Origin of the sequence: Archangium violaceum (assembly GCF_016887565.1) — a bacterium.
In the GTDB taxonomy this organism is placed as follows: Bacteria; Myxococcota; Myxococcia; order Myxococcales; family Myxococcaceae; genus Archangium; species Archangium violaceum_B.
Genome location: NZ_CP069396.1, coordinates 8167409 through 8191365, shown reverse-complemented (window position 1 = coordinate 8191365; position 23957 = coordinate 8167409). Strand labels below are relative to the sequence as shown.

21 protein-coding genes are annotated in these 23957 nt (G+C 69.3%); 14 read left to right on the top strand and 7 right to left on the bottom strand.

Annotated features, from left to right (window positions below; translation table 11 throughout):
• Positions 1-5: 5 nt before the first annotated feature.
• On the bottom strand, positions 6-476 hold the full coding sequence (locus JRI60_RS32600) for a hypothetical protein (RefSeq protein ID WP_204219834.1): 471 nt from the start codon (positions 474-476) through the stop codon (positions 6-8).
• 126 nt (positions 477-602) lie between these two features.
• On the opposite strand from JRI60_RS32600, the gene JRI60_RS32595 reads away from it, so the two are divergent.
• The 6 genes from JRI60_RS32595 (at position 603) to JRI60_RS53650 (ending at position 6783) form a co-directional block, all read left to right on the top strand.
• Entirely contained in the window at positions 603-1112 is a 510-nt protein-coding gene (locus JRI60_RS32595) for a multiheme c-type cytochrome (RefSeq protein WP_204219833.1), read from the top strand.
• Position 1113: 1 nt separating this feature from the next.
• Positions 1114-1722: a ribosome biogenesis GTP-binding protein YihA/YsxC gene (yihA, locus tag JRI60_RS32590; protein ID WP_204219832.1), complete on the top strand. Its 609-nt coding sequence runs from the start codon at positions 1114-1116 to the stop codon at positions 1720-1722.
• A 48-nt stretch (positions 1723-1770) separates the two neighbouring features.
• On the top strand, positions 1771-3444 hold the full coding sequence (locus JRI60_RS32585; RefSeq protein WP_204219831.1) for a DUF6178 family protein: 1674 nt from the start codon (positions 1771-1773) through the stop codon (positions 3442-3444).
• A 153-nt stretch (positions 3445-3597) separates the two neighbouring features.
• Positions 3598-4884 (top strand): O-antigen ligase family protein, encoded by a 1287-nt coding sequence (locus JRI60_RS32580; protein WP_204219830.1) that lies wholly within the window; start codon positions 3598-3600, stop codon positions 4882-4884.
• Positions 4874-6022 (top strand): glycosyltransferase, encoded by a 1149-nt coding sequence (locus JRI60_RS32575; RefSeq protein ID WP_204219829.1) that lies wholly within the window; start codon positions 4874-4876, stop codon positions 6020-6022. Before JRI60_RS32580 ends, JRI60_RS32575 begins: the two co-directional genes overlap by 11 nt.
• A gap of 62 nt (positions 6023-6084) precedes the next feature.
• Positions 6085-6783, top strand: coding sequence for a DUF4097 family beta strand repeat-containing protein (locus JRI60_RS53650; protein ID WP_239469835.1), 699 nt, complete (start codon positions 6085-6087; stop codon positions 6781-6783).
• Between the two features lie 97 nt (positions 6784-6880).
• Here the strand turns inward: JRI60_RS53650 and JRI60_RS32565 are convergent, their stop codons facing one another.
• Genes JRI60_RS32565 through JRI60_RS32555 form a run of 3 tightly spaced genes read right to left on the bottom strand, consistent with a single transcriptional unit; the run spans position 6881 to position 9729 of the window.
• Positions 6881-8008 (bottom strand): quinone-dependent dihydroorotate dehydrogenase, encoded by a 1128-nt coding sequence (locus tag JRI60_RS32565; RefSeq protein WP_204219828.1) that lies wholly within the window; start codon positions 8006-8008, stop codon positions 6881-6883.
• Between the two features lie 5 nt (positions 8009-8013).
• Complete coding sequence (locus JRI60_RS32560; RefSeq protein WP_204219827.1) at positions 8014-9009, bottom strand: adenosine deaminase; 996 nt, start codon at positions 9007-9009, stop codon at positions 8014-8016.
• Positions 9010-9045: 36 nt separating this feature from the next.
• A complete protein-coding gene (locus JRI60_RS32555; RefSeq protein WP_204219826.1) occupies positions 9046-9729 on the bottom strand; it encodes a Smr/MutS family protein in 684 nt (227 codons plus the stop codon).
• A 191-nt stretch (positions 9730-9920) separates the two neighbouring features.
• On the opposite strand from JRI60_RS32555, the gene JRI60_RS32550 reads away from it, so the two are divergent.
• Positions 9921-10493 carry a Uma2 family endonuclease gene (locus JRI60_RS32550; protein ID WP_204219825.1) on the top strand — a complete coding sequence of 191 codons (573 nt, stop codon included), beginning with the start codon at positions 9921-9923 and terminating at the stop codon, positions 10491-10493.
• A gap of 54 nt (positions 10494-10547) precedes the next feature.
• On the opposite strand, the gene JRI60_RS32545 is transcribed toward JRI60_RS32550, so the two are convergent.
• Entirely contained in the window at positions 10548-11375 is an 828-nt protein-coding gene (locus tag JRI60_RS32545; RefSeq protein WP_204219824.1) for a hypothetical protein, read from the bottom strand.
• Positions 11376-11760: 385 nt separating this feature from the next.
• Here JRI60_RS32545 and thrA point away from each other — a divergent pair, with 385 nt between their 5' ends.
• Genes thrA through JRI60_RS32530 form a run of 3 tightly spaced genes read left to right on the top strand, consistent with a single transcriptional unit; the run spans position 11761 to position 16635 of the window.
• Positions 11761-14280 carry a bifunctional aspartate kinase/homoserine dehydrogenase I gene (thrA, locus tag JRI60_RS32540; protein WP_204219823.1) on the top strand — a complete coding sequence of 840 codons (2520 nt, stop codon included), beginning with the start codon at positions 11761-11763 and terminating at the stop codon, positions 14278-14280.
• 2 nt (positions 14281-14282) lie between these two features.
• Complete coding sequence (locus JRI60_RS32535) at positions 14283-15455, top strand: aminotransferase class I/II-fold pyridoxal phosphate-dependent enzyme (RefSeq protein WP_275439036.1); 1173 nt, start codon at positions 14283-14285, stop codon at positions 15453-15455.
• Between the two features lie 7 nt (positions 15456-15462).
• A complete protein-coding gene (locus JRI60_RS32530; protein ID WP_204219821.1) occupies positions 15463-16635 on the top strand; it encodes an aminotransferase class I/II-fold pyridoxal phosphate-dependent enzyme in 1173 nt (390 codons plus the stop codon).
• Here JRI60_RS32530 and JRI60_RS32525 read toward each other — a convergent pair whose 3' ends face one another.
• Positions 16636-17412 (bottom strand): TerB family tellurite resistance protein, encoded by a 777-nt coding sequence (locus JRI60_RS32525; RefSeq protein WP_204219820.1) that lies wholly within the window; start codon positions 17410-17412, stop codon positions 16636-16638.
• A 52-nt stretch (positions 17413-17464) separates the two neighbouring features.
• Here JRI60_RS32525 and folD point away from each other — a divergent pair, with 52 nt between their 5' ends.
• Positions 17465-18307 carry a bifunctional methylenetetrahydrofolate dehydrogenase/methenyltetrahydrofolate cyclohydrolase FolD gene (gene folD, locus JRI60_RS32520; protein WP_204219819.1) on the top strand — a complete coding sequence of 281 codons (843 nt, stop codon included), beginning with the start codon at positions 17465-17467 and terminating at the stop codon, positions 18305-18307.
• On the opposite strand, the gene JRI60_RS32515 is transcribed toward folD, so the two are convergent.
• Positions 18300-20123: an AAA family ATPase gene (locus JRI60_RS32515; RefSeq protein WP_204219818.1), complete on the bottom strand. Its 1824-nt coding sequence runs from the start codon at positions 20121-20123 to the stop codon at positions 18300-18302. The two genes, folD and JRI60_RS32515, sit on opposite strands and share 8 nt — an antisense overlap.
• Positions 20124-20427: 304 nt before the next feature.
• On the opposite strand from JRI60_RS32515, the gene JRI60_RS32510 reads away from it, so the two are divergent.
• From JRI60_RS32510 to araH, 3 genes are all read left to right on the top strand, one after another.
• A complete protein-coding gene (locus JRI60_RS32510) occupies positions 20428-21390 on the top strand; it encodes an arabinose ABC transporter substrate-binding protein (protein WP_239469834.1) in 963 nt (320 codons plus the stop codon).
• A gap of 72 nt (positions 21391-21462) precedes the next feature.
• Positions 21463-22962 carry an L-arabinose ABC transporter ATP-binding protein AraG gene (gene araG, locus JRI60_RS32505; protein WP_204219816.1) on the top strand — a complete coding sequence of 500 codons (1500 nt, stop codon included), beginning with the start codon at positions 21463-21465 and terminating at the stop codon, positions 22960-22962.
• Between the two features lie 11 nt (positions 22963-22973).
• Complete coding sequence (gene araH, locus JRI60_RS32500; protein WP_204219815.1) at positions 22974-23924, top strand: L-arabinose ABC transporter permease AraH; 951 nt, start codon at positions 22974-22976, stop codon at positions 23922-23924.
• Positions 23925-23957 lie beyond the last annotated feature (33 nt).

The following is a 23957-nucleotide window of genomic DNA, read 5'->3' as shown; positions in this document are numbered from 1 at the left end:
GGGGCCTACTTGGCGGCCTGCTGGGTGGTGAAGATGAACGAGTGCACCGTCTTGCCGTCCTCGTTGAGGAACACGGCCAGTCCCAGGCGGGTGTAGAGCATGTAGGTGCGGAAGTCGTCGGTCAGCTTCTTCACGTAGCAGGGGGAGGGCGGCGCCTTGCCGCTGGTCGGGCAGGCGGGGCCGTAGGTGCTCTCCACCGACTCCTTGTCGATGACCGGGCCGGGGAAGACGTCGATGCGCTCGACGAGCTGCGTGCCCGGGTCCACCTTGAACTGAACCTGCTTGGTGCCCTTGATGGCCTTCTGATCGAAGTAGGCGATGATCTCCTTGCCCTCGACGGTGACCACGCGGGAGGGCTCTCCGAACTTCTGGGTGATCTGCTCCTTCTTGGACTGTCCGGGTTCGATCCCCTGCCACGGCTTGGCCACGGCGGGTGCGGAGGCGAGGAGCACGGCGACGAGGGCGATGGTCTTCATCCCTTCTGGTGTAACGGATCCCCCCGCACCCTCTCAAGAACCCCCTCCGTCAGGCAGGTCACATGACCCCCGGGTTTCGCACCTGCGCCTTGCCCGCTCCGGGTGTGTCTGCTAGTGACCGGGCCGATGCGCGCTCGTGGCCCCTGGATCCTTTTGCTCGTCCTCGCCTTCGTCCTGCCCGGAGCCGCCGGAGCCGCCGATTTCCTCGGCCCGGAGAGCTGCAAGGGCTGCCACCCGGCCGCCTACGAGGCCTGGATGCAGTCCAAGCATGCCCGTGCCACGGACTCGCTCTCCGAGACGCAGAAGAAGGACGCGCGGTGCCTGTCGTGCCACGCGCCCGACCAATCCGCCCAGAGTGTCTCCCACGTGACGTGTGAGACCTGCCATGGCGGCGGCCAGTACTACGCGCCGGCCTACGTGATGAAGGACGCCGAGCTCGCCCGGCTGGTGGGCCTGGTGGATCCCTCGGAGAAGGCCTGCCGCACCTGCCACGACGCTTCCTCGCCGTCCCTCAAGCCCTTCAACTTCGTCGAGGCCCTCAAGGCCATCGACCACTGGTCCGCCGAGCGCACCGCGGGCAAGCAGCCCCGCGCCGAGAGCGCCTCGCCCGAGCCGGCCACCGCCAAGAAGAAATAGCGTGATCAAGATCCTCGATGCCCGGTTCCTCACCACGGCGGTGGAGCCCAAGGGCTACCCCACCGGCGTGGCCACCCCCGAGGTGGCCTTCGTGGGCCGCTCCAACGTGGGCAAGTCGTCCATGATCAACGCGCTGGCCGGCCGCAAGAAGCTGGTGCGCGTCTCCAACACCCCCGGGCGTACCCGGACGATCAACTTCTTCGACGTGGACGTGGAGCGCGAGGGCAAGCGTCACACCGTGCGCTTCGCGGACCTGCCCGGCTACGGCTTCGCCAAGGTGAGCAAGACGGAGCGGTCCAGCTGGCAGTCGATGATCACCACCTACCTGGAGAAGCGGCGGGACCTGAAGGTGGTGGTGAGCATCATCGACGCCGAGGTGGGGCCCACCTCGGACGACTTCCAGACGCTCGACTACCTCCAGGAGGCCAAGCGCCCCATCCTGGTGGTGGCCACGAAGATCGACCGGCTCCCCAAGGCGCGCCGCAAGCCGCGGCTGCAGTCGCTCGCCGAGGAGCTGTCGCTGCCCCGCGAGGCCGTCCTGTCCTTCTCCGCGACGGAGAAGCTGGGCCTGGACGAGGTGTGGGACGCGTTGTTGAGCGCCGTGAGTTGAGCCCCGCTTCCACTCCCGGCCCGGGAGGCGCTGTGGTAGGCACGCGCCGTGTCGAACGGCAAGGGAAACGGAAGCAGTGGGAATGGAAGTGACACCCAGCGCGCGCTGAGCGCCGTGCGCCGGCAGCTCGCGTCGCTGCCCGCACGGAGGCGGCTCGATGCCCTCATCGAGTCCCGGGACGCGCGCGCCCTGGTGCGCTCGCTGCCCGCGGAGGACCTCTACTTCACCATCATGGAGGTGGGGCTGGCGGACTCGACCGAGCTCGTCCACCTGGCGTCGCCGGAGCAGTTCCGCACCTTCGTGGACCTGGGCGGGTGGAAGAAGGACAAGCTCTCGCCGCACGAGGTGCTCACCTGGCTGCGCGCCGCGCGCGGGGACGAGCCCGCGGACTTCCTCCAGAAGCTGCGCGGGGTGGACACGGAGGTGCTCGAGTCGCTGCTGCGCGAGTTCACCGTCATCCACGACCTGGAGGAGAACCCGGACGTCAACCCGGAGGGCGTGACGCTGGAGACGCCCGAGGGCCGCTACCTGGTGGAGTTCAAGGGCGTGGAGGGCCCGGAGCTGGCCGGGATGCGCGTCCTGATCAACGATCTGATCGCGGACAACCCCTTCGAGGCGGTGCGCTTCCTGGAGGCCACGCGCTGGGAGGTGCCCGGCGAGCTGGAGGAGACGGCGCACCGCTTCCGCACGGCGCGGCTGCAGGACCTGGGCTTCCCCCCGTTGGAGGAGGCGGCGAGGCTCTTCAGCCGGGTGGAAACGGGGCCGGCGCCGGCTCCGTCCTCGGGGACGGCGCTGGTGGCGGGACAGGGCCAGCCGGACTACCTGGAGGCCGCCTTCCGGGGCCTGGACGAGCTGGAGCGGGAGAACCTGGAGACCGAGCTGCGCTATCTGGCCAACGCCACGCTGGTGGCAGAGGTGGAGGAGCCGGGCGAGCTGGATTCCATCCGGCGCGTGGGCGAGATGGCGCGCGACTACCTGCTGTTGGGGCTGGAGCACCTGACGGGAGGAGACCCCTCGCGGGCCACGCAGGTGGTGCGCGACACGGAGATGCGGCGCGTCTTCCAGGTGGGCTTCTCCCTGACACTGGCGCTCAAGTTCCGCGCGGACCGGCTGATGAAGCAGCCGCTGGCGCAGGTGGAGGGCATGGCGCTCCTCTTCCCGGAGGAGGCGGCGGCCCTCGAGGCGCTGCGCCGCAAGCGCCCGCGCCGGACGTTGAAGGTGCCCGGGGCGGAGGCGGTGCCCTTCCGCTCGCGACGCGAGCTGGCGGCCAGCGAGGAGGTGCTGGCGCGGGCGGAGGCCCAGGTGGCGCTGCTGGGCGCGCTGCTCGGTGGCTCGCAGGCGCGGGCGCGTGAGCTGCTGGCCCGCTTCGGCGTGGAGCCGGGCACGCTGGGGGTGGATCACTTCTTCGCGGCCGTGGTGGCCCTGGCGCTGCTGGAGGGAAAGGTGGACCCGAGGCCGGTGCCCTCGGGGCGGGGCGACGAGCTGGGGGCGCTGCTCTTCGAGGGCACTCCGGAGGCCCCGCGCCTGCGCGCGGGCGTGGCTGATCGCGTGGTGGCGGTGCTGGAGCCGGTGGTGCCCGAGTCGGCCCGGCCCGAGCTGCGCCGCGTGGTGAAGACGACACTCGCCCGGCTGCTGGAGGAGCTTGCACCCTCGTTCCTCCAGGAGGGCAAGTTGAACCCCATCGCCTCCGTTCTGCTGCCCATGGAAAGCGGAAAGCCGTAATCCTTTCAGTCCCCCGGATTACCCCGGTGGCTAAGGGCTTGGATCCACGAGACTTCGCCCTCCAGGGTGGTTGGCATATCGCCTGCTAGCGAACTGCTCTCGAATGAGGGCCCCGGTGTGCGCACCGGGGAGCTCGGTCGGGAGGAGGACGGGATGGTCGTGGGCGACACGGCGGAGCGTCGGGATGTGGTGGCGTTCTATGCGCTGACCGCCTTCGCGGCGCTGATGTACATGGTGCCGCAGGCGTGGATCCCCGCGCTGGCTCCGTTGCGGCTGGCGCTGCTGACGTCGGGGCTGGCGGCGGGGTTGATGGCCCTGAGGCGATTGGGGCGCGCGGAGCCGCTCTACTTCGACGGCGCGCGAGGCCTGGCGCTGCTGGCCTTCTCGGGGCTGGCGCTGGCCTCGATGACGTGGTCGGTGAACCCGGAGGTGTCGCGCTTCACCGCCATCGAGCTGCTGAAGCTGACGGCCATCTACCTGACGCTGGTGAACGTGGTCACCACGCCCAAGCGGCTGGCGGTGGTGTGCGGGGCGGTGGTGCTGGCCTCGATCGTGACGTCCCACGGCGTCATCACCACGTACCTCACCGGAACGCCCGAGACGCTGGTGGAGGGCTACCGGGCGCACTGGGTGGAGGTGTACGCGGACCCGAACCGCTCGGCGATGAACCTGGCGCTGGTGGTGCCGCTGGCGGTGGCCTTCCTGGCGCGCAAGGAGAGCGGCTGGGTGTGGCGCATCGCGTGTGCCGTGGCGGTGGTGCTGGCGGTGGTGGCCATCGTCTTCACCTACTCGCGCGGTGGCTTCATCGGTCTGTCGGTGGCGATGGCCATCTGGGCGATGCGCGAGCAGAGGAAGATGCGCTCGGTGCTGATCGGCACGGCGCTGGCGCTGGGGCTGGCCATCTTCGCGCCCAAGAGCTTCTGGCAGCGCAACGAGACGGTGGCGACGTTCCACGAGGACGCCTCGGCCATGGGCCGTGTGTACGCGTGGCAGGTGACGTCGCGCATCAGCCTGGACAAGCCGCTGCTGGGCGTGGGGGCGGGTGCCTTCCGCCATGCCTGGCCGCTGTACGCGCCGCCCGAGGCCACTCGCGCGTACGTGGCGCACAACATCTTCCTGGACGTCATCGGGGAGCTGGGCTGGGTGGGCCTGCTCTTCTTCCTGGTGTTCGCCGGAGGCGCGACGGGTGCCGCCTTCGAGGCCTCGCGCAGCGGCCGGGTGGGGTGGTTGGCGCGAGGGCTGTCGGCCTCCATGGCGGGCTACCTCATCTGCGACTTGTTCTCCGGTTACATCTTGTCGGCACATCTCTACGTGTTGTTCGGACTGGCGGCGTGCGCGCAGCGCATCGCCCGGGCGCAGGAGTCGGAGGAATCGGTGAAGGTTCCGGTGGTGAAGGGGCAGCTGGCGGCGAGCTGGGAGGGCTCGAACAATGCGGCGTGAGGAGGCGCGCATGGCGGAGGAACCCCTCCGCCTCTTGCAGTTCACCAAGTCGTTCCACATCGGTGGCACCGAGGTCCAGGTGGTGGAGCTGCTGAGGGGCCTGCCCTCCAGCTACCGGGTGCAGCTGGGGGTCCTGCAGGACATGGGGCCGCTGATGGACTCGGTGCACCGGCTGGGCTTCACTCCAGAGGTGTTCCCGCTGAATGGCTCGCTGGCGCGGCCCAACTCGGTGGTGCAGGTGGTGCGGCTCGCGCGTTGGCTGCGGCAACAGCGGGTGGAGCTGGTGCACGCGCATGACTTCTATTCGACGATGCTGGTGGTGCCCGCGGCGAAGCTGGCGGGGACGAAGGTGATCGTCGGACGGTTGGATCTGGCGCACTGGCACGGGGCGGCGCGGCGGGAGGTGCTCAGGGGCCTCACGCGGATGGCGGACCACGTGGTGGGCAACGCCGAGGCCATCCGCCGGATGCTGGTGGAGGAGGAGGGGCTGCCGCCGGAGCGGGTGTCCGTCATCCCCAACGGCCTGGATCTCAAGCGCTTCGGCGCGCGGGTGCGCGAGGGCCTCAAGGCGCCGCTGCCGGACACGAAGGGCGCGCCGGTGGTGGTGCACGTGGCGAACATGAACCACCCGGTGAAGCGGCAGGAGGATCTGCTGCGGGCGCTGGCGCAACTGCGCGGCGAGGGGCACGTGCTGCACGCCTTCCTGGTGGGGGATGGTCCCCGGCGCACGGAGCTGGAGGGACTGGCGGGACAGCTGGGGCTGAGGGACACGGTCCACTTCCTGGGCCACCGCTCGGACGTGCCGGCCATCTACGCCCGGGCGGACTTCGGGGTGCTGTGCTCCACCGCCGAGGGCATGTCCAACGCGGTGATGGAGGGCATGGCCGCGGGGCTGCCCATGGTGGTGACGCGGGTGGGTGGCAATCCGGAGCTGGTGGCGGACGGTGAGCGGGGCCTGGTGGTGCCGCCCCTGCAGCCCGAGGCGATGGCCGGGGCCTTCCGGCGGCTCCTGGCGGACCGGGAGCTGGGTGGACGCATGGGGGCGGAGGCGCGCGCCTTCGTGGAGCGCGAGCTGTCCCTGGAGCGGCTGGTGCGCCGTCACGACGCGCTGTACCGGCGGGTGGCCCGCGGCGGGTGAAATCGTTTTCCGGGTGTCTCGTAGGGGAGGGCGACAACCTTCTTCCCTACGAGGCATCCTCCGTGAATCTCGCCCTGCTCCTGGTCCTGGCCGCCGCTCCCGCCTCGCAGTCCTGGAAGTTCGAAACGGATGGCTCGCCGAAGGTGACCATCTCCAACGTCAGCGGCTCCATCCGGGTGGAAGCGACGGACGGGAAGACGGTGTCGGTGGAGGTGAAGCAGGAGGGCGACGAGGCCGAGCGCGCCAGGTTCCCCGTGGAGGTGGAGCAGGACGGGGACGAGGTATCGGTGCGGCTGTGCTGCGGCAGCACCTGCGGGAAGCTCCGCGGCTGCTCGGACCCGGTGGCCACGCACTTCGTGGTGAAGGTGCCGCGCGACTCCTCGCTGGAGGTGAGCTCGGTGGAGGCGCCGGTGAAGGTGTCCGGCGTGGCGGGGAATCAGGACGTGTCCGTGGTGAGCGGCGACGCGTCGCTCGAGGGCTCGCGCGGGAAGCTGGAGGTGGCCGCGGTGAGCGGGAACGTGAAGCTGGCGCCCGAGGCACTCGCGGACACCGAGGTGAGCACCGTCTCCGGCGACGTGAAGCTGAAGCTGCCGCGCGGCGCGGGCGCCAACGTGGAGTACTCCTCCGTGGGCGGCCACTTCAACGGGCGTGATGTGAGCCTGGGCTCCGCCAAGCATCGCTACGGCAACGGGGAGCACGACGTGGAAGTGAGCACCGTCAGTGGTGCTCTTGACGTGCAGTCCGACGAGGATCGGAAGTAGAATATCTTCACGTGCCGTGCAGCCACGGCACTGTGAGGGGCGCTCGTCGGTTGCACTCCAAGGATCCGGCGAGCGCCCCGCTTTTACTCGGAGGGACTCAGGCCTGGGGGTGCGAGGCCTGGCGCTCGGGCACGGCGGCGGCCGGCGGAGGGACACGGTGGTCGGCCCCAATGGCCTCGCGCACCGAGCGGAAACCGTCCCGAGCCAGCAGCGGACCGAGTCCCTCGAGCAGCCGGCGCACCATGCCCGGGCCCTCGTAGATGAAGCCCGTGTACACCTGCACGGCCGAGGCTCCGGCACGCAGCTTCTCGTACACGTCCTCGGCGGTGAAGACGCCGCCCACGCCGATGAGGGGCAGGGTGCCCCCGCTGCGAGCGAAGGCCCGGCGGATGACGGCGTTGGCCGGCTCGCGCGCGGGGGCCCCGGACAGACCGCCGGCCTCCTTCGCCAGCGGGTGCTCGAAGGGGCGGGCGATGGTGGTGTTGGTGGCGATGAGCCCGTCCAGTCCGCACGCGAGCGCCACGTCCACCACCTCGTCCACGGCCTCGGGGGTGAGATCCGGGGCGATCTTGAGGAAGAGGGGCTTGCCGGGGGCGACCCGGGAGAGCCGCTCCTTCACGGCGCGCAGGAGCGCGGTGAGCTGCTCGGGCTCCTGCAGCTTGCGCAGGCCGGGGGTGTTGGGCGAGCTGGCGTTGACCACCACGTAGTCCCCGAGGGGGGCCAGCGTGTCCACGCAGGCGACGTAGTCGTCCACGGCGCGCTCCAGCGGCGTGTCCTTGTTCTTGCCGATGTTCACTCCCACGGGGGCGGGGTGCCACGAGCGCGCGCGGAGGTGCTCGGCCGCGTTGGCGGCGCCGTGGTTGTTGAAGCCCATGCGGTTGATGAGGGCGCGGTGCTCGGGGATGCGGAAGAGGCGCGGCTTCGGGTTGCCCGGCTGGGCCCGAGGGGTGAGCGTGCCCACCTCCACCGCGGAGAAGCCGAGCGCCAGCAGTCCGTCCACGGCCTCGGCCTCCTTGTCGAGGCCCGCGGCGAGCGCCACGGGGTGGGCGAGCTCCAGGCCCGCCACCTTCACCGAGGCGTCATAGGTGACGGCGGCGAGCGTCCGCGCGCGCATGCCGCGACACATCCCCGACAGGTGCCCGAGCCATCGCAACAGGGTCATCCCCAACCGGTGGGCGCGCTCGGCGGAGAGGAGGAAGAGGAGGGCGCGGGCGATGCGGTACATAGACCTCAGGTGGGGATGAAGGAGTACTGACGGGCCCAGGCGAGCGTCTGGTCCACCTGCTCGGGGGTGAGGATGCCGTTCTTCTCGACGAGCTCCACCTCGCGGGCCATGTCCGTCTCGAGCAGGTAGGTGCCGTCGGTGTTGAGGGTGAACTTGACGCCGCGGTCCCAGAAGGTGCGCATGATGTGCTTGAGCTCGTCGATGCCCTCCACGGCGCGGGTGTGGATGTTGGAGGTGGGGCACAGCTCGAGCACCACGTCGTTCTCGCGGAGCATCTTCATGGCCGTCTCGTCGTAGGCGGCGCGGATGCCGTGGCCGATGCGGTGGGGCTTGAGCTTCTCCACCACGGCCATGACGCCCTCGGCGCCGGTGCCCTTGGTCTCGCCGGTGTGCACGGTGCACTTGAGGCCGGCCTTTCGCGCGCGGGCGAAGAGCTCCTCGTACTGGGGCACCATGGTGGGCTCCAGCTCCAGGGCGTTCTTCTCCGTGCCGGCCAGGTCGATGCCGTACACGCCGCGGTTGCGGTACTTGATGGCCTTCTCCACGACGATGCTGTTGAGCCGGTGATCGAACTCGCGGGCGAGGCAGAAGATGAGGCCGACCTTCACCCCGTACTCGAGCACCGCGCGGTCCATGCCCCGGAGCGCCGCGTGGATGATGTGGTCCAGGTCGAGCTCCGAGTTGAGGTTGCGCTTCATGGGGTTGAAGCGCAGCTCGATCTGGGTCACCCGGCTGCCGCGGTACTCCTTGCCGATGATCTCGTAGATGGAGCGCTCGATGGCCATCGGCGAGCTTTGGATCTTCTCCGTCCAGGTGTGGAGGATCTTGAGGTAGTCCTCGAGGCTTCCCACCTTGCCGGGGCGCGAGGTGATGAGCTCGACGAAGTCGAAGTAGTTCTTGACCGGGAGCTTGAAGCCCTGCTGGTGCGCGATGGACCAGAGGATGTGGGGGGCGACGGAGCCACCCACGTGGATGTGCAGATCAATGAGATCGCGTGCCATGGCGGCATGTATGCACAGAGCCGCCCGGGCGTCCAGCTAACGGCGGAGCAACACGTAGACGGCACCCGCGCCACCGTCCTGCGGACGTGCGGTAGCGAACGCCAGGACCGTCTTGCCGATGCTCTTCTGGTTCAGCCACACCGCGATCCGCTCCTTGAGGACGGGGATCTGATCCTTGGAGTTCAAGCCACGTCCGTGGACGATGAGCACGCAGCGCTTGCGGGCGCGGCGGCTCTCGGAGAGGAAACGGTCCACGGCCTCCTTGGCCTCGGCCTGGGTCATGCCGTGGAGATCCAGGCGGCCCTGGACGGAGAAGTCGCCGCGGCGCAGCGAGCGCAGCAACCGGGCATCGATGCCGGGGGCGGCGCCCTCGATGAACTCGTTGGAGTCGGCGACGTCGAAGGTGCCCTGACCGGCGACGAGCTCGGCCAGCTCGGCGAGGGCCTCGGCGTTCTCGTCGATGATCTCCGGGAGGCGGGGATTGGGAGTGGGAGCCTCGCCGCGCTCGGTGATCTGCTCCACGCCGTCCATGGCGGAGAGGAAAAGGGACGTGTCGTCCTCCTCCTGGGAGCGCTTGGACTTCGTCGGCTTGGGGGGCGGGGGAGGCGCCTGGGGCTTCTTGGGCGGCTCGGCCTGCTTCTTCTTGAGGTCCGCGAGAGCCGACTTGAAGGGGTTGTTGAAGCTCTCGCTCTTCTTCTTGGGGGAGCCGCGGTCGCTCATATACCGCCTGTAATGCGTCAGCGCGGGCCGAGGTTCAACCCGGTTTCATGCCTGCTCGCCCGGGTAGCCGGGCGTTTCCTGGGAACGACCTGGGCGGGAATGCCTCGGGAACCGTCCTGGGAAGTCAGATCGGGGTGCTATGCCCTCTCCCTATGGAAACGGAGACGGGCGTCGGGGAACATGGGGAAGGAATGGGACGGAGACCGGCCACCTACGCGGACCTGGAGGCGCTCCCCGAGCATGTCGTGGGGGAGATCATCGCGGGAGAGCTGCACGTCAGCCCTCGGCCCGCGGCTCCCCACACGGTCGCGGCCTCTCGGTTGGGCGGCGAGTTGACGGGTCCGTTCGATCGGGGGCGGGGGGGTCCTGGCGGCTGGCTCCTCCTCGACGAGCCGGAGCTACACCTGGGCGAGGATGTGCTGGTGCCGGACCTGGCCGGCTGGCGCCGCGAGAGGATGCCTCGGCCACCGCGCACGGCGGCCTTCACTCTCGCGCCGGACTGGGTGTGCGAGGTGCTCTCTCCCTCCACCGCGGCCCTGGACCGGTCCGCCAAGCTGCCGGTGTATGCGCGCGAGGGCGTGCGGCACGTCTGGCTGATGGATCCGGAACTGCGCACGCTGGAGGTGCTCCGATTGGAGGGAGCGCGCTATTCGCTGCTCGTCACGCACTCGGGAATGGCCCCTGTGCGCGCCGAGCCCTTCGAGGCGCTCGAACTGGAGCTGGCCTTCCTCTGGGGTGAGGAGCAGGGAGGCGGTGCCCGGTAACCCAGGTTCGTCCTGGGCACCGCGCCATCGAGCGCACTGTCCGGGATTCGCGGGTCAGCGTCCGGACAGCCAGTCCCGGATGTGTTGGGCCACGGGCGGGAGCTGCTCCACCCGGCACCAGTCGATGAGCAGCAGCTGGCTCCTGGAGGCGATCGAGGCCAGCAGGCGGGCATCCCCCTCGACATCCGTGGTGCCATCCCTGCTGCGCAGGGCCAGGACGCTGATCCGCCCGCCCCGCTGCGTGCCGTACAGCGTGAGCCCCGAGGCCAGCTTCACGGCGAAGCCCCCCGCGATCAGCCCCGTGGCGCCCTGGAAGGCGAGGCCATCGAACCACGTCGCGGCCGGGCCCAGCGTGCTCCGCAGGTCATCCAGGGTGAGCCAGGTGCCCTCCAGCGGCGAGGCCACCGCCTTGCGGACGTGGATGGCGTCGAAGCCGGAATCCTTGAAGTGCTTCTTGTGGATCTGCGCGACGGCCCGCAGGTCGGTCTCGACGGAGGACTCGAGCGTGAGCGCGACGAACTCGATCTGCCGCCAGTCGTCCTCGTGCAGCTCGAGCACGTTCAAGCCCTGCTTCGTCGAGCCCTCGTCGAGCGCGGGAAGCGCATCGCAGAGGGTGGGCAGGGAGAAGAGGATGTCGCGCGGATTCACTGCGGTCGGGAGGCTCTTGGCCCGGAGCATGAGCCGCACGGTGCCCGTCTGGCGGTACTCGGCGGCCGTCCTGGGCTCGGCGGAGACGACCTCGTAGGGCTTGTCGTCGATCTGGAGGGCCGCGACGTCGTCGAAGCTCGGAGGCAGCTTGTCGGCGGGCATCTCCGTCTCCCCGAGCGACTGCCCCGTGTTCGCGTCGATGAACTGGACCTGGATGGTGGAGTGGGTAGGCATCGGGAGAGAGCGTAACCGCTGTCGCCGCCGCGCCCCATCGCTGTTGGTTACCTGAAAGTCACGCATCACGGCATTGACAGCGTGAGGGGCTTGTTGTTACCTCTTGCCACACGTCTGGAGATTCTCTTGTCCTGTCCTGTCACCCGAATGCCGATGTCCATGGAGGCCATGCTCATGCGTGGCCCGGGCATGCGCGCGCTCGCGGGAGGATGGGCTTCCAGCCGTTTCTAAGCTGACCTCTCGTACCGAAGAGCCGCGGGTGCCCGGGTTTCCGACCTGAACAGCGCCCCGCGGCACGGCTACGTCCCGAGCACTCCTCGACCGTCTGCCTTTCGCCGTGGGCCCCGGCTCCCCGTCCCACGCAGTTCCCGAAAGGAAGACATCCGTGAGCAGTGAACACTCGCAACGCGCCGAGAGCAGTGGCTGGCGTGTCTATAAATTCGGCGGTTCCTCGCTCGGCACGCCTGGAAGGCTGCCGCGCGTCCTCTCCCTCATCACCGAGGCGCAACGTCCGCTCGCGGTCGTCGTGTCCGCGCTCGGTGATACCACCGACTGGTTGATCTCCGCGGCCCAGGCCGCCGCGAGAGGCGACGCGGCGGACGCCAACGCGAACCTGGAGCGGGTCCGGGGCCTCGCCAGGACCATCGCGGGCACGGCCCTGGAGGGCTCCGGCCTCTCCGCGAACGAGCTCACGGTGGAGCAGCTCCTGGCGCCCATCGAGCGGTTGCTCACGGGCGTGGAGCTGACCCGGGAGTGCACGCCGGCCACGCTCGACGAGGTGGTGTCCGTGGGAGAGCGCATCTCCTCCGAGCTGGTGGCGCGGGCGCTGACGGCCCGGGGAGTGCCCGCCCTCCCGGTGGATGCGCGCACCTTCCTCGTCACCGACGAGACGGCGGGCGCGGCCCGGGTGGACATCGAGGCGAGCCGCGCGAAGCTCTCGTCCCTGGTGCCCGGGTGGAAGGGCGTGGTGCCCGTCGTCACCGGCTTCATCGCCCGCTCGCACCAGGGGAGGACCACCACGCTGGGCCGCAACGGCTCCGATTACACCGCCACGCTGCTCTCGTGGCTGCTCGGGGCGCGTCAGGTGACGGTGTGGACGGACGTGCCCGGAGTCATGACGGCGGACCCGGCGCTGGTGAGCGACGCCTACCCCGTGCCGCGCATGACCTACGCGGAGGCGCTCGAGCTGGCCCACTTCGGCACGCGCATGTTCCACCCGCGCACGATGATTCCGCTGCTGGAGAGCGGGGCCGCCCTGCACATCCGCAGCACCACCGAGCCGGAGGCGCCGGGCACGTGCATCGATGCCGAGGGCAATCCGGATCCTCACCGGCCCACCAGCGTGACGAGCCTGGAGCGGTTGGCCCTGCTCCATGTCGAGTCGCTGCGTCCCACGCTCAGCGAGCCCCTGGGGCATCGCGTGTTGCAGGCGCTCGACGCGGCGCGGATCACCGTCTGGGGTGGCACTCTGTCGGCGCTGGCGCCGTCGATCTCCCTGGTGGTGCCCCAGGCCCAGGCGCAGCGCGCGCACGCCGTGCTGGAGGCCGCGCTCCAGGGCGAGCGGGAGCGGCGGGAGGTGAGGGTGCCTCCGCCCCAGGCGCCAGTGACGCTGGTGACCCTGGTCGCCGAGTCCATGGGCCACCGGCCGAACGTGGCGGGCCGCTTCTTCCACGCGCTGGGCAGCGTGGGCGTGAACGTGCGCGCCATCCTGCAAGGCGCGAGCTCGCGCAGCGTGTCGTGCGCGGTGGACGCGGAGGACACGGCGGTGGCGGTGCGCACCGTGCACAGCGCCTTCAATCTCACCGAGACGGAGATCAACGTCCTCCTGGTGGGCAAGGGCACGGTGGGTGGACGGCTGCTCGCGCAGCTGGCGGAGAACGCGAGGACGCTCAAGGCCCGGCACGGTGTGTCCCTGCGGCTGGTGGGGCTGGTGGACAGCCAGCGTGCGCTCTTCGAGCCCGCGGGCCTGCCTCCCGCCGAGGCCCTCGCGAAGCTCGCCGGGGTCTCCCCGAGCCGAGGCGCTCCTCCGGACGTGGTGCCGCTGCTGGAGCGGCTGTCGCGCCTGTCCGTGCCCGTGCTGGTGGACTGCACCGCGGCGGACGGGATGGAGGCGCTCTACGCGGCGGCATTTCGACGTGGCATCCACGTGGTGGCGGCCAACAAGAAACCGCTCGCGCGTCCCTGGAAGGAGCGCGAGTCCCTGCTCAACCAGGCCCGCGAGCACTTCCGCGCCTGGCACTACGAGACCACCGTGGGCGCGAGCCTCCCGGTCATCGAGACGCTGAAGAACCTGGTGCGCACCGGGGACCACGTGGAGCGCATCGAGGGCTGTTTCTCCGGCTCGCTCGGCTCCATCTGCCACGCGCTGACGGAGGGCGTTCCCCTGTCCCAGGCGGTGCGGACGGCCCGCGCGAACGGCTACACCGAGCCCCACCCTCGAGATGACCTGTCGGGCCTGGACGTGGCGCGCAAGGGCCTCATCCTCGCGCGAGAGCTGGGGCTGGAGCTCGAGCTGGAGGACGTGGCCGTGGAGCCGCTCGTCCCGCGCGAGTACCTCCGCGAGGACGATCCCGAGGCCTTCCTGCGAGCCCTGTCCTCGCTGGACGCGGAGGTGAGCGCGCAGGTGGCGCGCTACCGGGCGGCGGGCAGGAGCCTGCGCTACCTGGCGCAGATCCTCCCGAATGCGCCCGGGGGTCCCCGCGTGAAGGTGGGCCCCGTGGCGGTGGACGCGACACACCCGGCCACCGGGTTGAAGGGCGCGGAGGCGATGGTGTCGTTCTTCACCGAGCGGTACCGGGAGTTCCCGCTCATCGTCCGAGGCGCGGGCGCGGGCGGTGACGTGACGGCAGCGGGCGTGTTGGCCGACATCCTGCGGCTCGCGCAGAACGTTCGGGGGAGGAGATGACCATGAAGATCGAAAGTCAGCTGGCGCAGATTGGTTCCGTTTCAGATTCCGTGACGGGCGCGGTCAGCGTTCCCGTCCATCACGCCACCGCCTTCCGGCATCCCCGCCTGGGGCAGAGCACGGGGTTCGACTACTCGCGGACGAAGAGCCCCACGCGGGCCGTCCTGGAGGAGGCGATCGCCCGTCTCGAATCGGGTGACGCCGGCTTCGCCTGCAGCTCGGGCATGGCGGCACTCCAGCTCGTCTTCTCCCTGTTCGGCCAGGGGTCGCACCTGCTCGTCTCACACGACCTGTACGGAGGGACGTACCGGCTGCTGGAGAAGGTGCTGTCCCGCTACGGAATCTCCGCGACCTACGTCGACACCAATGACCTGGACGAGCTCCAGGCGAACGTCCGGCCCCAGACGAAGGCGGTGCTCATCGAGACGCCCAGCAACCCGCTGATGCGGCTCACGGACCTCGACAAGGTCTGCCGCTGGGCCCGGGCGCGCGAGCTGATCTCCATCGTGGACAACACGCTGATGACCCCCTTCTTCCAGCGTCCCATCGAGCTGGGTGCGGACATCGTCGTCCACAGCGCCACCAAGTACCTGGGCGGACACAACGACGTGCTGGCGGGGCTCGTGGTGACGCGGGTCAAGGCGCTGTCCGAGCAGATCGCCTTCCTGCACAACTCCATCGGGGCCGTGCTGGGGCCGCAGGACTCCTGGCTGCTCATGCGCGGGATGAAGACGCTGGCGCTGCGGATGGAGCGCCACCAGGAGAACGCCCTCCGCATCGCCACCTGGCTGGCGGCGCATCCGCTCGTCGAGTCCGTCTTCCATCCGGGTCTCGAGAGCCATCCGGGCCATGCGCTCCAGAAGAAGCAGGCCTCGGGGAACACGGGCATCTTCTCCTTCAAGCTGAAGGATGCCCGCCTCGTCGAGCCGCTCCTGCGCCACGTCCGGCTGATCGCCTTCGCGGAGAGCCTCGGCGGAGTGGAGTCCCTGATGACGTATCCCACGGTGCAGACCCATGCGGACATCCCCGAGGAGCTGCGCCGGCGCGTGGGCGTGGATGAGCGGCTGCTCCGGTACTCGGTGGGAATCGAGCACGTGGACGACCTGATCTCCGACCTGTCCCAGTCACTCGAAGCGGCCCGCCGGGAGATCGACGGCGGAGCCTGTACCCGGTGAGACAACCATGATCCGATTCCAAGAGACGCCTCGTCCCCGCCAGAAGCTGGCCACCCGGGTGCTGCACTCCGCCTCGGGGATGGATGCGCGCACGGGCGCTTCCAGCATCCCGCTGTACCAGGCCTCCACCTTCCACCATGCCTCGCTCGAGAACCCCCCGGAGTACGACTACACCCGCTCCGGCAACCCGACCCGCCAGGCGCTCGAGGACACCATCGCCGAGCTCGAGGGTGGTGTCCGGGGCTTCGCCTTCTCCTCGGGGATGGCGGCGATCTCCTGCGCCTTCATGCTGCTCTCCAAGGGGGACCACGTCATCTGCTCCGAGGACGTGTACGGTGGGACGTACCGGCTGCTGACGGCCATCCTCGGCCGGATGGGCATCGAGACGACCTTCGTCGACGCGACCGACCTGGACAGGCTCAAGGCCGCGCGCCAGCCGAACACCCGGGCGGTGTTCCTGGAGACTCCGTCCAACCCGACCCTGAAGATCACCGACATCGCCGCGGTGGCGGAGTGGGCCCGGAAGCATGGCCTGCTGACGATGCTGGACAACACCTTCATGACGCCCTGTCTCCAGCGTCCCATCGAGCTGGGCATCGACATCGTGGTGCACAGCGCGACCAAGTTCCTCGGGGGGCACAGCGACGTGCTGGCCGGGCTGGCGGTGGTGGCCAACGAGAAGCTGGGCCAGGAGCTCAAGTACCTCCAGAACGCCCTGGGCGGCGTGCTGGGCGTCCAGGACTCCTGGCTGCTGATGCGCGGGATGAAGACGCTCCTGGCGCGGATGGAGTTCGCCGAGCGCAACGCGCGGAGGCTCGCGGATTGGCTGACCCAGCAGTCCTCGGTGGCGCGGGTCTACTACCCCGGGCTGCCCGAGCACCCCGGCCGCGCCATCCACGAGCGGCAGTCCCAGGGCTACGGGGCCATCGTGTCCTTCGACGTCGGCTCCGGGGAGCGCGCGAGACAGGTGCTCGATCGGGTCACCGTTCCCCTGGTGGCGGTCAGCCTGGGCGCGGTGGAGAGCATCCTGTCCTACCCGGCGCTCATGTCGCACGCGGCCATGCCGCGCGAGGTCCGGCTCCAGCGGGGGATCGGGGACGGGCTGCTGCGCTACTCGGTGGGCCTGGAGGCGGTCGAGGATCTCATCGCGGACCTCGAGCAGGCGCTCGATGCGGGATGATCACAACCCTCGCAGCCGGCGGAGCTCCTCGTAGGCTTCCTTGATCTCCTGGAAGCGGCGCGACGCCTGCTGGACGGCCCCCGGGCCGAGGTGGGCGACGCGATCGGGGTGGTGGGTGGCGGCGAGCTGGCGGTAGGCGCGCTTGATGTCCGCGTCGCTGGCATCGGGGGAGAGGCCGAGCCGGGAGTAGTGGACGTCACCGGCGCCGAAGTGGCGCGCGGTGACGGAGCGGAAGTCCTCCTCGGAGAGCCCGAGCCCCTGGGAGACGCGGCGAAGGGTGTCCTGCTCGGCGCGGTGGAGGTTCCCGTCGACGAGCGCCAGGGTGTAGAGGGCATCGAGCAGCAGGAGGCGCTCGGCGGTGGGCAGCTCCTCGCGGCAGGCGGCGGCGGAGTCCTCCAGGGAAGGCGGGCGGGCGAGGTGCTCCTTGAGGTAGCGGCGGACGAGGCCGAGGGCCTCGGGGCCGTACTTGAGCTCATCGGCGAAGTACTCGCGGACCACGCGCACCTCGTCGCGCACGACGTCACCGTCGGCGCGGGCCACCTCGATGAAGAGGGCACACAGGTGGCGGGCGAAGTGGTCCTGCGCGGCGGTGTTGAGGACGGAGCGGGACAGGGGCTCGCCCTCGCCAGCGGTCTCGGAGGGCAGCAGGTGCAGCTCGTCGACCTGGTGGCCGAGGAAGATTCCGGCGATGACGAGCAGGACGATGGGCAGGGGTCCACCGATCAACATGCCGATGGCCAGTCCGAGCATCGCTCCGAGAACTTTTCCAGGTGCCACGTGCGCTTCACTCCCTTGACGGGAGTCAGTTTGGCATAGAGTCCGCCGCGCTATGGCTCAGTTGATCGACGGAAAAGCGGTGGCGGCGCGGGTGCGGGCGGAGGTGAAGGCGGAAGTGGAGCAGCTCAAGGCCTCGCGAGGCTTGGTGCCGGGCTTGACGGTGGTCCGGGTGGGAGAGGATCCCGCCTCGAAGATCTACGTCACCGGCAAGAAGAAGGCCGCCGAGGAGGTGGGCTTCAACTCGTGGGAGGAGCACCCGGACGAGAGCATCACCGAGGACGCGCTGTTGGCGATCATCGACAAGCTCAACAAGGATCCGGCGGTGCACGGCATCCTGGTGCAGCTGCCGTTGCCGAAGCACATCGACTCGGAGCGGATCATCTCGGCGGTGAGGCCGGAGAAGGACGCGGACGGGTTCCACCCGATGAACGCGGGGAAGCTGTCGCTGGGCAAGCCGGCGCTCAGGCCGTGCACGCCGTTCGGGGTGATGCGGCTGCTGCAGGAGGTGGGGTGCAACCCCGCGGGCAAGCGGGCGGTGGTGGTGGGCCGCAGCAACATCGTGGGCAAGCCGATGGCGCTGATGCTCCTTCAGGCGGACGCCACCGTGACGGTGTGCCACCGCAAGAGCGACCTGAAGTTCGAGGTCGGGATGGCGGACATCGTGGTGGCGGCGGTGGGTGTGCCGGAGCTGATCAAGGGCGAGTGGATCAAGCCCGGCGCGGTGGTGATCGACGTCGGGATGAACCGGATGCCGGACGGCAAGCTCAAGGGCGACGTGGAGTTCGAGAAGGCCAAGGAGCGCGCGTCCTTCATCACCCCGGTGCCCGGAGGCGTGGGGCCGATGACGATCGCCATGCTGATGCGCAACACGCTGGACGCGGCCAAGGCTACGTGACCGGGTCGACCGGGACGTCGCGCCCGGTCAGCCTCCCGGAGAGCAGCTCCCGGACGGACGAGGGCAGCTCGGCGAGCAGGGCCTCGCCCACGAGATCGTGGCTGAACCACGCGCCTCGGACGAGCGCGGCTTCCTCCAACTCCCGCCAGGCATCCACCAGCCGCTCGGCGGGAGTCCGCAGCACCGCCGCCGCCTGATCCAGGCCCACGTCCACCCGGGCCACCGCGAGCACCTGCGCGAGCCGGAACGCCTCCGGAGACAAGCGGGCCAGCCGCTTCTGGATGATGGCCCTCGCCCGGCCCGGAGGGGGCAGTCCCGAGGGGAACTCACCCTCGAGCGCATTGGACTCGAAGAGGTGCCGGGCCGTCTCCACGACGAACAGCGGGTTGCCTCCGGTGTAGCGGGCGATGTCGCCGGACATGCGCTCCAGCGCGGGCAGCTCCATGCCTCGCAGCAGGGTGTGCACCGCCTGGGGCGCGAGCGGCTCGAGCTGGATCCACTCCGCGAGCCCGGCATCCACCACCTGCCGTATCCGCTCTCCACTCCAGAGGGTCTCGTCGGTGCGTTGGCTGAGGATGATCAGCGGAAAGCGCCCGGCGGACATGTCGTCCTGGAGCTGCGCGAGCAGGTAGAGGCTCAGCTCGCTGCTGCCGCTGTCCATGTACTGGGCGTCGTCGAAGGCGAGGACGTCCAACTCCCGCAGCGCCAGCCGTGCCAGGTGGAGGACGGCGGCGAAGAAGCGGGCCTTTTCCTCTGGAGGAGGCGGCAGGGGCAGGGCCTCGTCACCCAGCTCCGGGAGCGCCCGTGACAGCTCGCGCCGGACCCAGTCCTCCAGGACCAGCCCGGGGTTGCGCCGCAACATTTCGCGCATGCCGCGCACGTGCGTGGCGTACGGCACGTCGAAGTCCCCCGGGCGCGCCGTCAGCATCAGCCAGCGTCCCCGGGAGCGGGCGAAGTCCACGAGCAGCCGGGACTTGCCCACGCCCGGGGGTCCCACCACGAAGATGGGCCGGCGTGCCTCCCAGGCCTCCTCCATCCGCGCCCACTCGGGCTCGCGGCCCGCCAGGACGGGCGGGTGCACCACGGCCAGGGGCAGGGCCCGTCTGGCCGGAGAGGGAATGGCGGGTGGGGCTGACTCCTTCTGGATGTCGTTGGCCAGCTGGCGCGTGGCGGTCGAGGGCCGGGTGCCCAGCTCTCGCTCCAACACCTCCTCGCACTGGCGCCAGACCTGGAGCGCGGCGCTCCGGTTCCCGAGCTGGTGATGCAGGCGCATGAGGAGCCGGAACGCCTCCTCGGAGGTGGGCTCCAGCAGGAGCATCCGCTGCGCCACTTCCAGGGCCGAGGGCAGCCGCCCCTCGCTCTCCTCGAGCAGGACCCGCGCCTCCAGGGACTTCTGCTGCAGGAGCAGCACGCGCGGGCGGGTGGCGCGCAGCCAGTCCTCCAGGTCATCGCACTCGTCGTAGCTCAGCTCCGCGAGCAGCTCGCCACCCGGACTGGCCGCCCAGGAGGGCTCGCCGCGGACGAGCTCCCTCACGTCCACCCTCAGCCCTTCGCGAAGCCGCACGCTCTCGCGGCCCTCGACTCCTGGCTCCCCGAGCAGCTCGCGCAGGCGTCGCAGCAACTGTGACAGATTGTTACGCGCGGTGGCCTCGCGAGACTCCGGCCAGAGCAGGCCCGCCAGCTTCCCTCGCGCCGTCTCTCCCTCCAGGGAGAGATAGGCGAGCAATGCCGCTGTCTTCCGCTCCAGCGGTCGTGGACCGTTGCGTCCTCCGCTGAGCCGTGCCCTGCCCAGAAGCTCGATGCGCCAATCGTCCAAGCGGTACCGACTCTACGCCGGGTCCAGGGGCAGGTGTTGCGCGCTCTCTCTATGAGCAGGTGATGGACCGCGTATGGATTCCAGTCCCTTCACAGCCTTCCATTGACATACGGTGGGGGGCGCCATGTGGCCCGGGCCGCTCTCCACGCTCGTAGCGCCTGACTGGTTTGTATTGACTCGACCTCCACTTACACTACGCTCCCCGCGCGATTGACCCCCCGCCAATCGTAAAACCGCACAACACCCAAGCGTCAGGCCTTGGACGCTTCAGGGAGGAAAAATGCGCCTTTGGAAGAATCTGGTCATGGCTGGTGCCATGGCGGTGCTCGTGGTGTCTGCCGCGGCCACCGCCGCCGACGTCAAGATCGGCTTCGTGGTCAAGCAGCCCGAGGAGCCGTGGTTCCAGGACGAGTGGAAGTTCGCGGACATCGCGGCCAAGGAGAAGGGGTTCACCCTCGTCAAGATTGGCGCCGAGGACGGAGAGAAGGCGCTGTCCGCGATCGACAACCTGGGCGCCCAGGGTGCGAAGGGCGTCATCATCTGCACCCCCGACGTCAAGCTGGGGCCGGGGCTGGTCGCTCGCGCCAAGGCCAATCAGCTCAAGCTCATGACGGTCGATGACCGCCTGGTGAACAGCAAGGGTCAGCCGCTCGAGAACGTGCCGCATATGGGCATCTCGGCCACCAAGATTGGCGAGACCGTGGGTCAGGCCATCGTGGAGCAGATCAAGGCGCGTGGCTGGAACATCAAGGAGGTCGGTGCGATCCGCGTCTCCTACGACCAGCTGCCCACCGCGAAGGACCGTGTCGAGGGCGCCATCTCCGTCCTGAAGCAGAACGGCTTCCAGGCGCAGAACGTCTTCGACGCCCCGCAGGCCAAGACCGACACCGAGGCGGCGCTGAACGCCGCCACCGTCGTCCTCAACAAGAACCCCACCATCAAGAAGTGGGTGGCCTTCGGTCTCAACGACGAGGCCGTGCTCGGCGCCGTCCGCGCCACCGAGGCGGCCGGCCTCAAGGCCGGGGACGTGGTGGCCGTGGGCATCGGTGGCTCGGACGCGGCCATCAACGAGTTCAAGAAGCCCGCTCCGACCGGCTTCTACGGCAGCGTGATCATCTCGCCGAAGCGTCACGGCTACGAGACCACGCTCAACATGTACAACTGGGTGACCACCAACAAGGAGCCGGAGAAGCTCATCCTCACCTCCGGCAAGCTCGCCACCCGCGACACGTACAAGGACGTCCGCAAGGAGCTGGGCCTCCAGTAGGCGTTGTCCCGGAACGTGGCGCGGTGCTCCGGCGCCGCGCCACGTCTCCTGTCCGGCGAGCGGCGAGGGCGCATGACGGCCTTTCTCGAATTCAAGAACATCACCAAGAGCTTCCCCGGCGTCCGTGCCCTCAACGAGCTGAGCTTCTCGGTCCCGGCCGGGCGTGTCATCGGCCTGCTGGGCGAGAACGGCGCGGGCAAGTCCACGCTCATCAAGATCCTCGGTGGGGACTACGTGCCCGATACCGGGGAGATCCACATCGCCGGCAAGGCGCACCGCTTCTCCTCGACGCGCGCGTCGATCGCGGCCGGGGTCACGGTCGTGCATCAGGAGTTGCAGCTCGTCCCCGAGCTGACGGTGGCCGAGAACCTCATGCTGGGCCGCATCCCGTCGCGGTTCGGCGTCGTCAACTACCGGGAGCTGTTCGCCCAGGTGGGCAAGGTGTTGCAGGACATCGGCATCGACGTGGATCCACAAGCCAAGGTCGTGGACCTGTCGATCGGCGCCCGCCAGATGGTGGAGATCGCCAAGGCCGCCATCTTCGACGCCTCGGTCATCGCGCTGGACGAGCCCACGTCGTCGCTCTCCGCGCACGAGAGCGAGATCCTCTTCCGGCTGGTCGACCGCCTGCGGAAGGCGGGCAAGGTCATCCTCTACGTCTCGCACCGCCTGGACGAGCTCTTCCGCCTGTGCGACGGCTGTGTGGTGCTGCGCGACGGCAGGCGGGTCGCCTGGCACGACACCATGGAGGGCCTGACGCGCGAGACGCTGGTGCGCGAGATGGTGGGGCGGGAGATCCAGAACATCTGGGGCTGGAGGCCCCGGCAGCAGGGCCCGGTGCGGCTGTCCGTCTCCGGGGTGAGCGGCCCGCGTCTGGCGGCTCCGGCCAGCTTCGAGGTTCGCGCCGGGGAGATCCTCGGCTTCTTCGGGCTGGTGGGCGCGGGACGCAGCGAGCTGGCGCGCATCCTCTACGGCGCGGATCGCCGCCACGCGGGCGAGCTGCGGATCGACGGCAAGGCCGTCCGGATCGATCATCCCCGGCAGGCGGTGCGCGCCGGGCTGGTGCTCTGCCCCGAGGACCGGAAGACGGATGGCATCCTGCAGGGCCGGTCGGTCGAGGAGAACATCAACATCTCCTGCCGGCGTCACTTCTCGCCCTTCGGCGTGTTGAACATGAGCCGGGAGGCCGAGACGGCCAATGACTTCATCAAACGGCTCGGGGTGCGGACGCCCTCGCGCCTCCAGGACATCGTCAACCTGTCGGGCGGAAACCAGCAGAAGGTCATCCTGTCCCGCTGGCTGGCCGAGCGCGGCGTCAAGGTGCTCATCGTGGACGAGCCGACCCGTGGCATCGACGTCGGCGCCAAGAGCGAGATCTACGACGTGCTCTATGGACTGGCGGAGCAGGGCATCGCCCTCATCGTCATCTCGAGCGAGCTGCCCGAGGTGATGGGCATCAGCGACCGCGTCCTCGTGATGTGTGGCGGTCGCATCGCCGCGGAATTCCAAAGACCCGACTTCTCCGAGGAGAAGCTCCTCGCGGCGGCACTGCCCGACCGCTCAGTGGCTTGAGAGGATTTGAAATGGATCGCCTGAAACGAGTCGTGCTCGGGGAGCAGGGTCTGGTCATCCTGTTCCTGCTGGCCCTCGCGATCGTCTCCGTCACCGTTCCCAACTTCATGACCCAGCGCAACATCCTGGGTCTGCTGCAATCGGTGGTGACCATCGGCATCGTCGCCTGCACGATGATGCTCTGTCTGGCCTCGCGCGACTTCGACCTGTCCGTGGGCTCGACGGTGGCCTTCTCCGGGATGATCGCCGTGATGGTCTCGAACCATACCGAGAGCATCGGTCTCGGCCTCCTGGCCGCCCTGCTCGCCGGTGTGGTGGTCGGGGCCGTCAACGGCGTGGTGATCGCCCGGCTGCGCATCAACGCCCTCATCACCACGCTGGCGACGATGCAGATCGTCCGCGGTCTGGCGTTGATCTCCTCGGATGGGCGGGCCGTCGGCGTCGACGACCCGGCGTATTTCGACATCGCCCAGACGGACCTGTTCGGCGTCCCGGTGCCGATCATCGTCATGGCGCTCGCCTTCCTGCTCTTCGGCTTCGTGCTGAACCGCACCGTCTTCGGGCGCAACACGCTGGCCATCGGTGGCAACCCGGATGCCTCGCGCCTGGCTGGCGTCAATGTGGGCACCATTCGCATCTGGATCTTCACCCTGCAGGGGCTGGCCTGCGCGGTCGCGGGCATCCTGCTGTCGTCGCGCATCACCAGTGGTCAGCCGAACGCGGCGCAGGGGCTCGAACTGTCGGTCATCTCCGCCTGCGTCCTGGGCGGGGTGTCGCTGGCCGGTGGCCGGGCCGCCATCTCCGGCGTGCTGGTGGGCGTGCTCATCATGGGCATCGCGGAGAACGTGATGAACCTGATGAACATCCAAGCATTCTACCAATACGTGGTTCGTGGCGTGATTCTGTTGCTTGCCGTCCTGCTCGATAATTTACGTACACGCTCCACGGGGCGGCGCGTCTGATGTGAGCCTTTGGGCGTGACCATGCGACCGAAG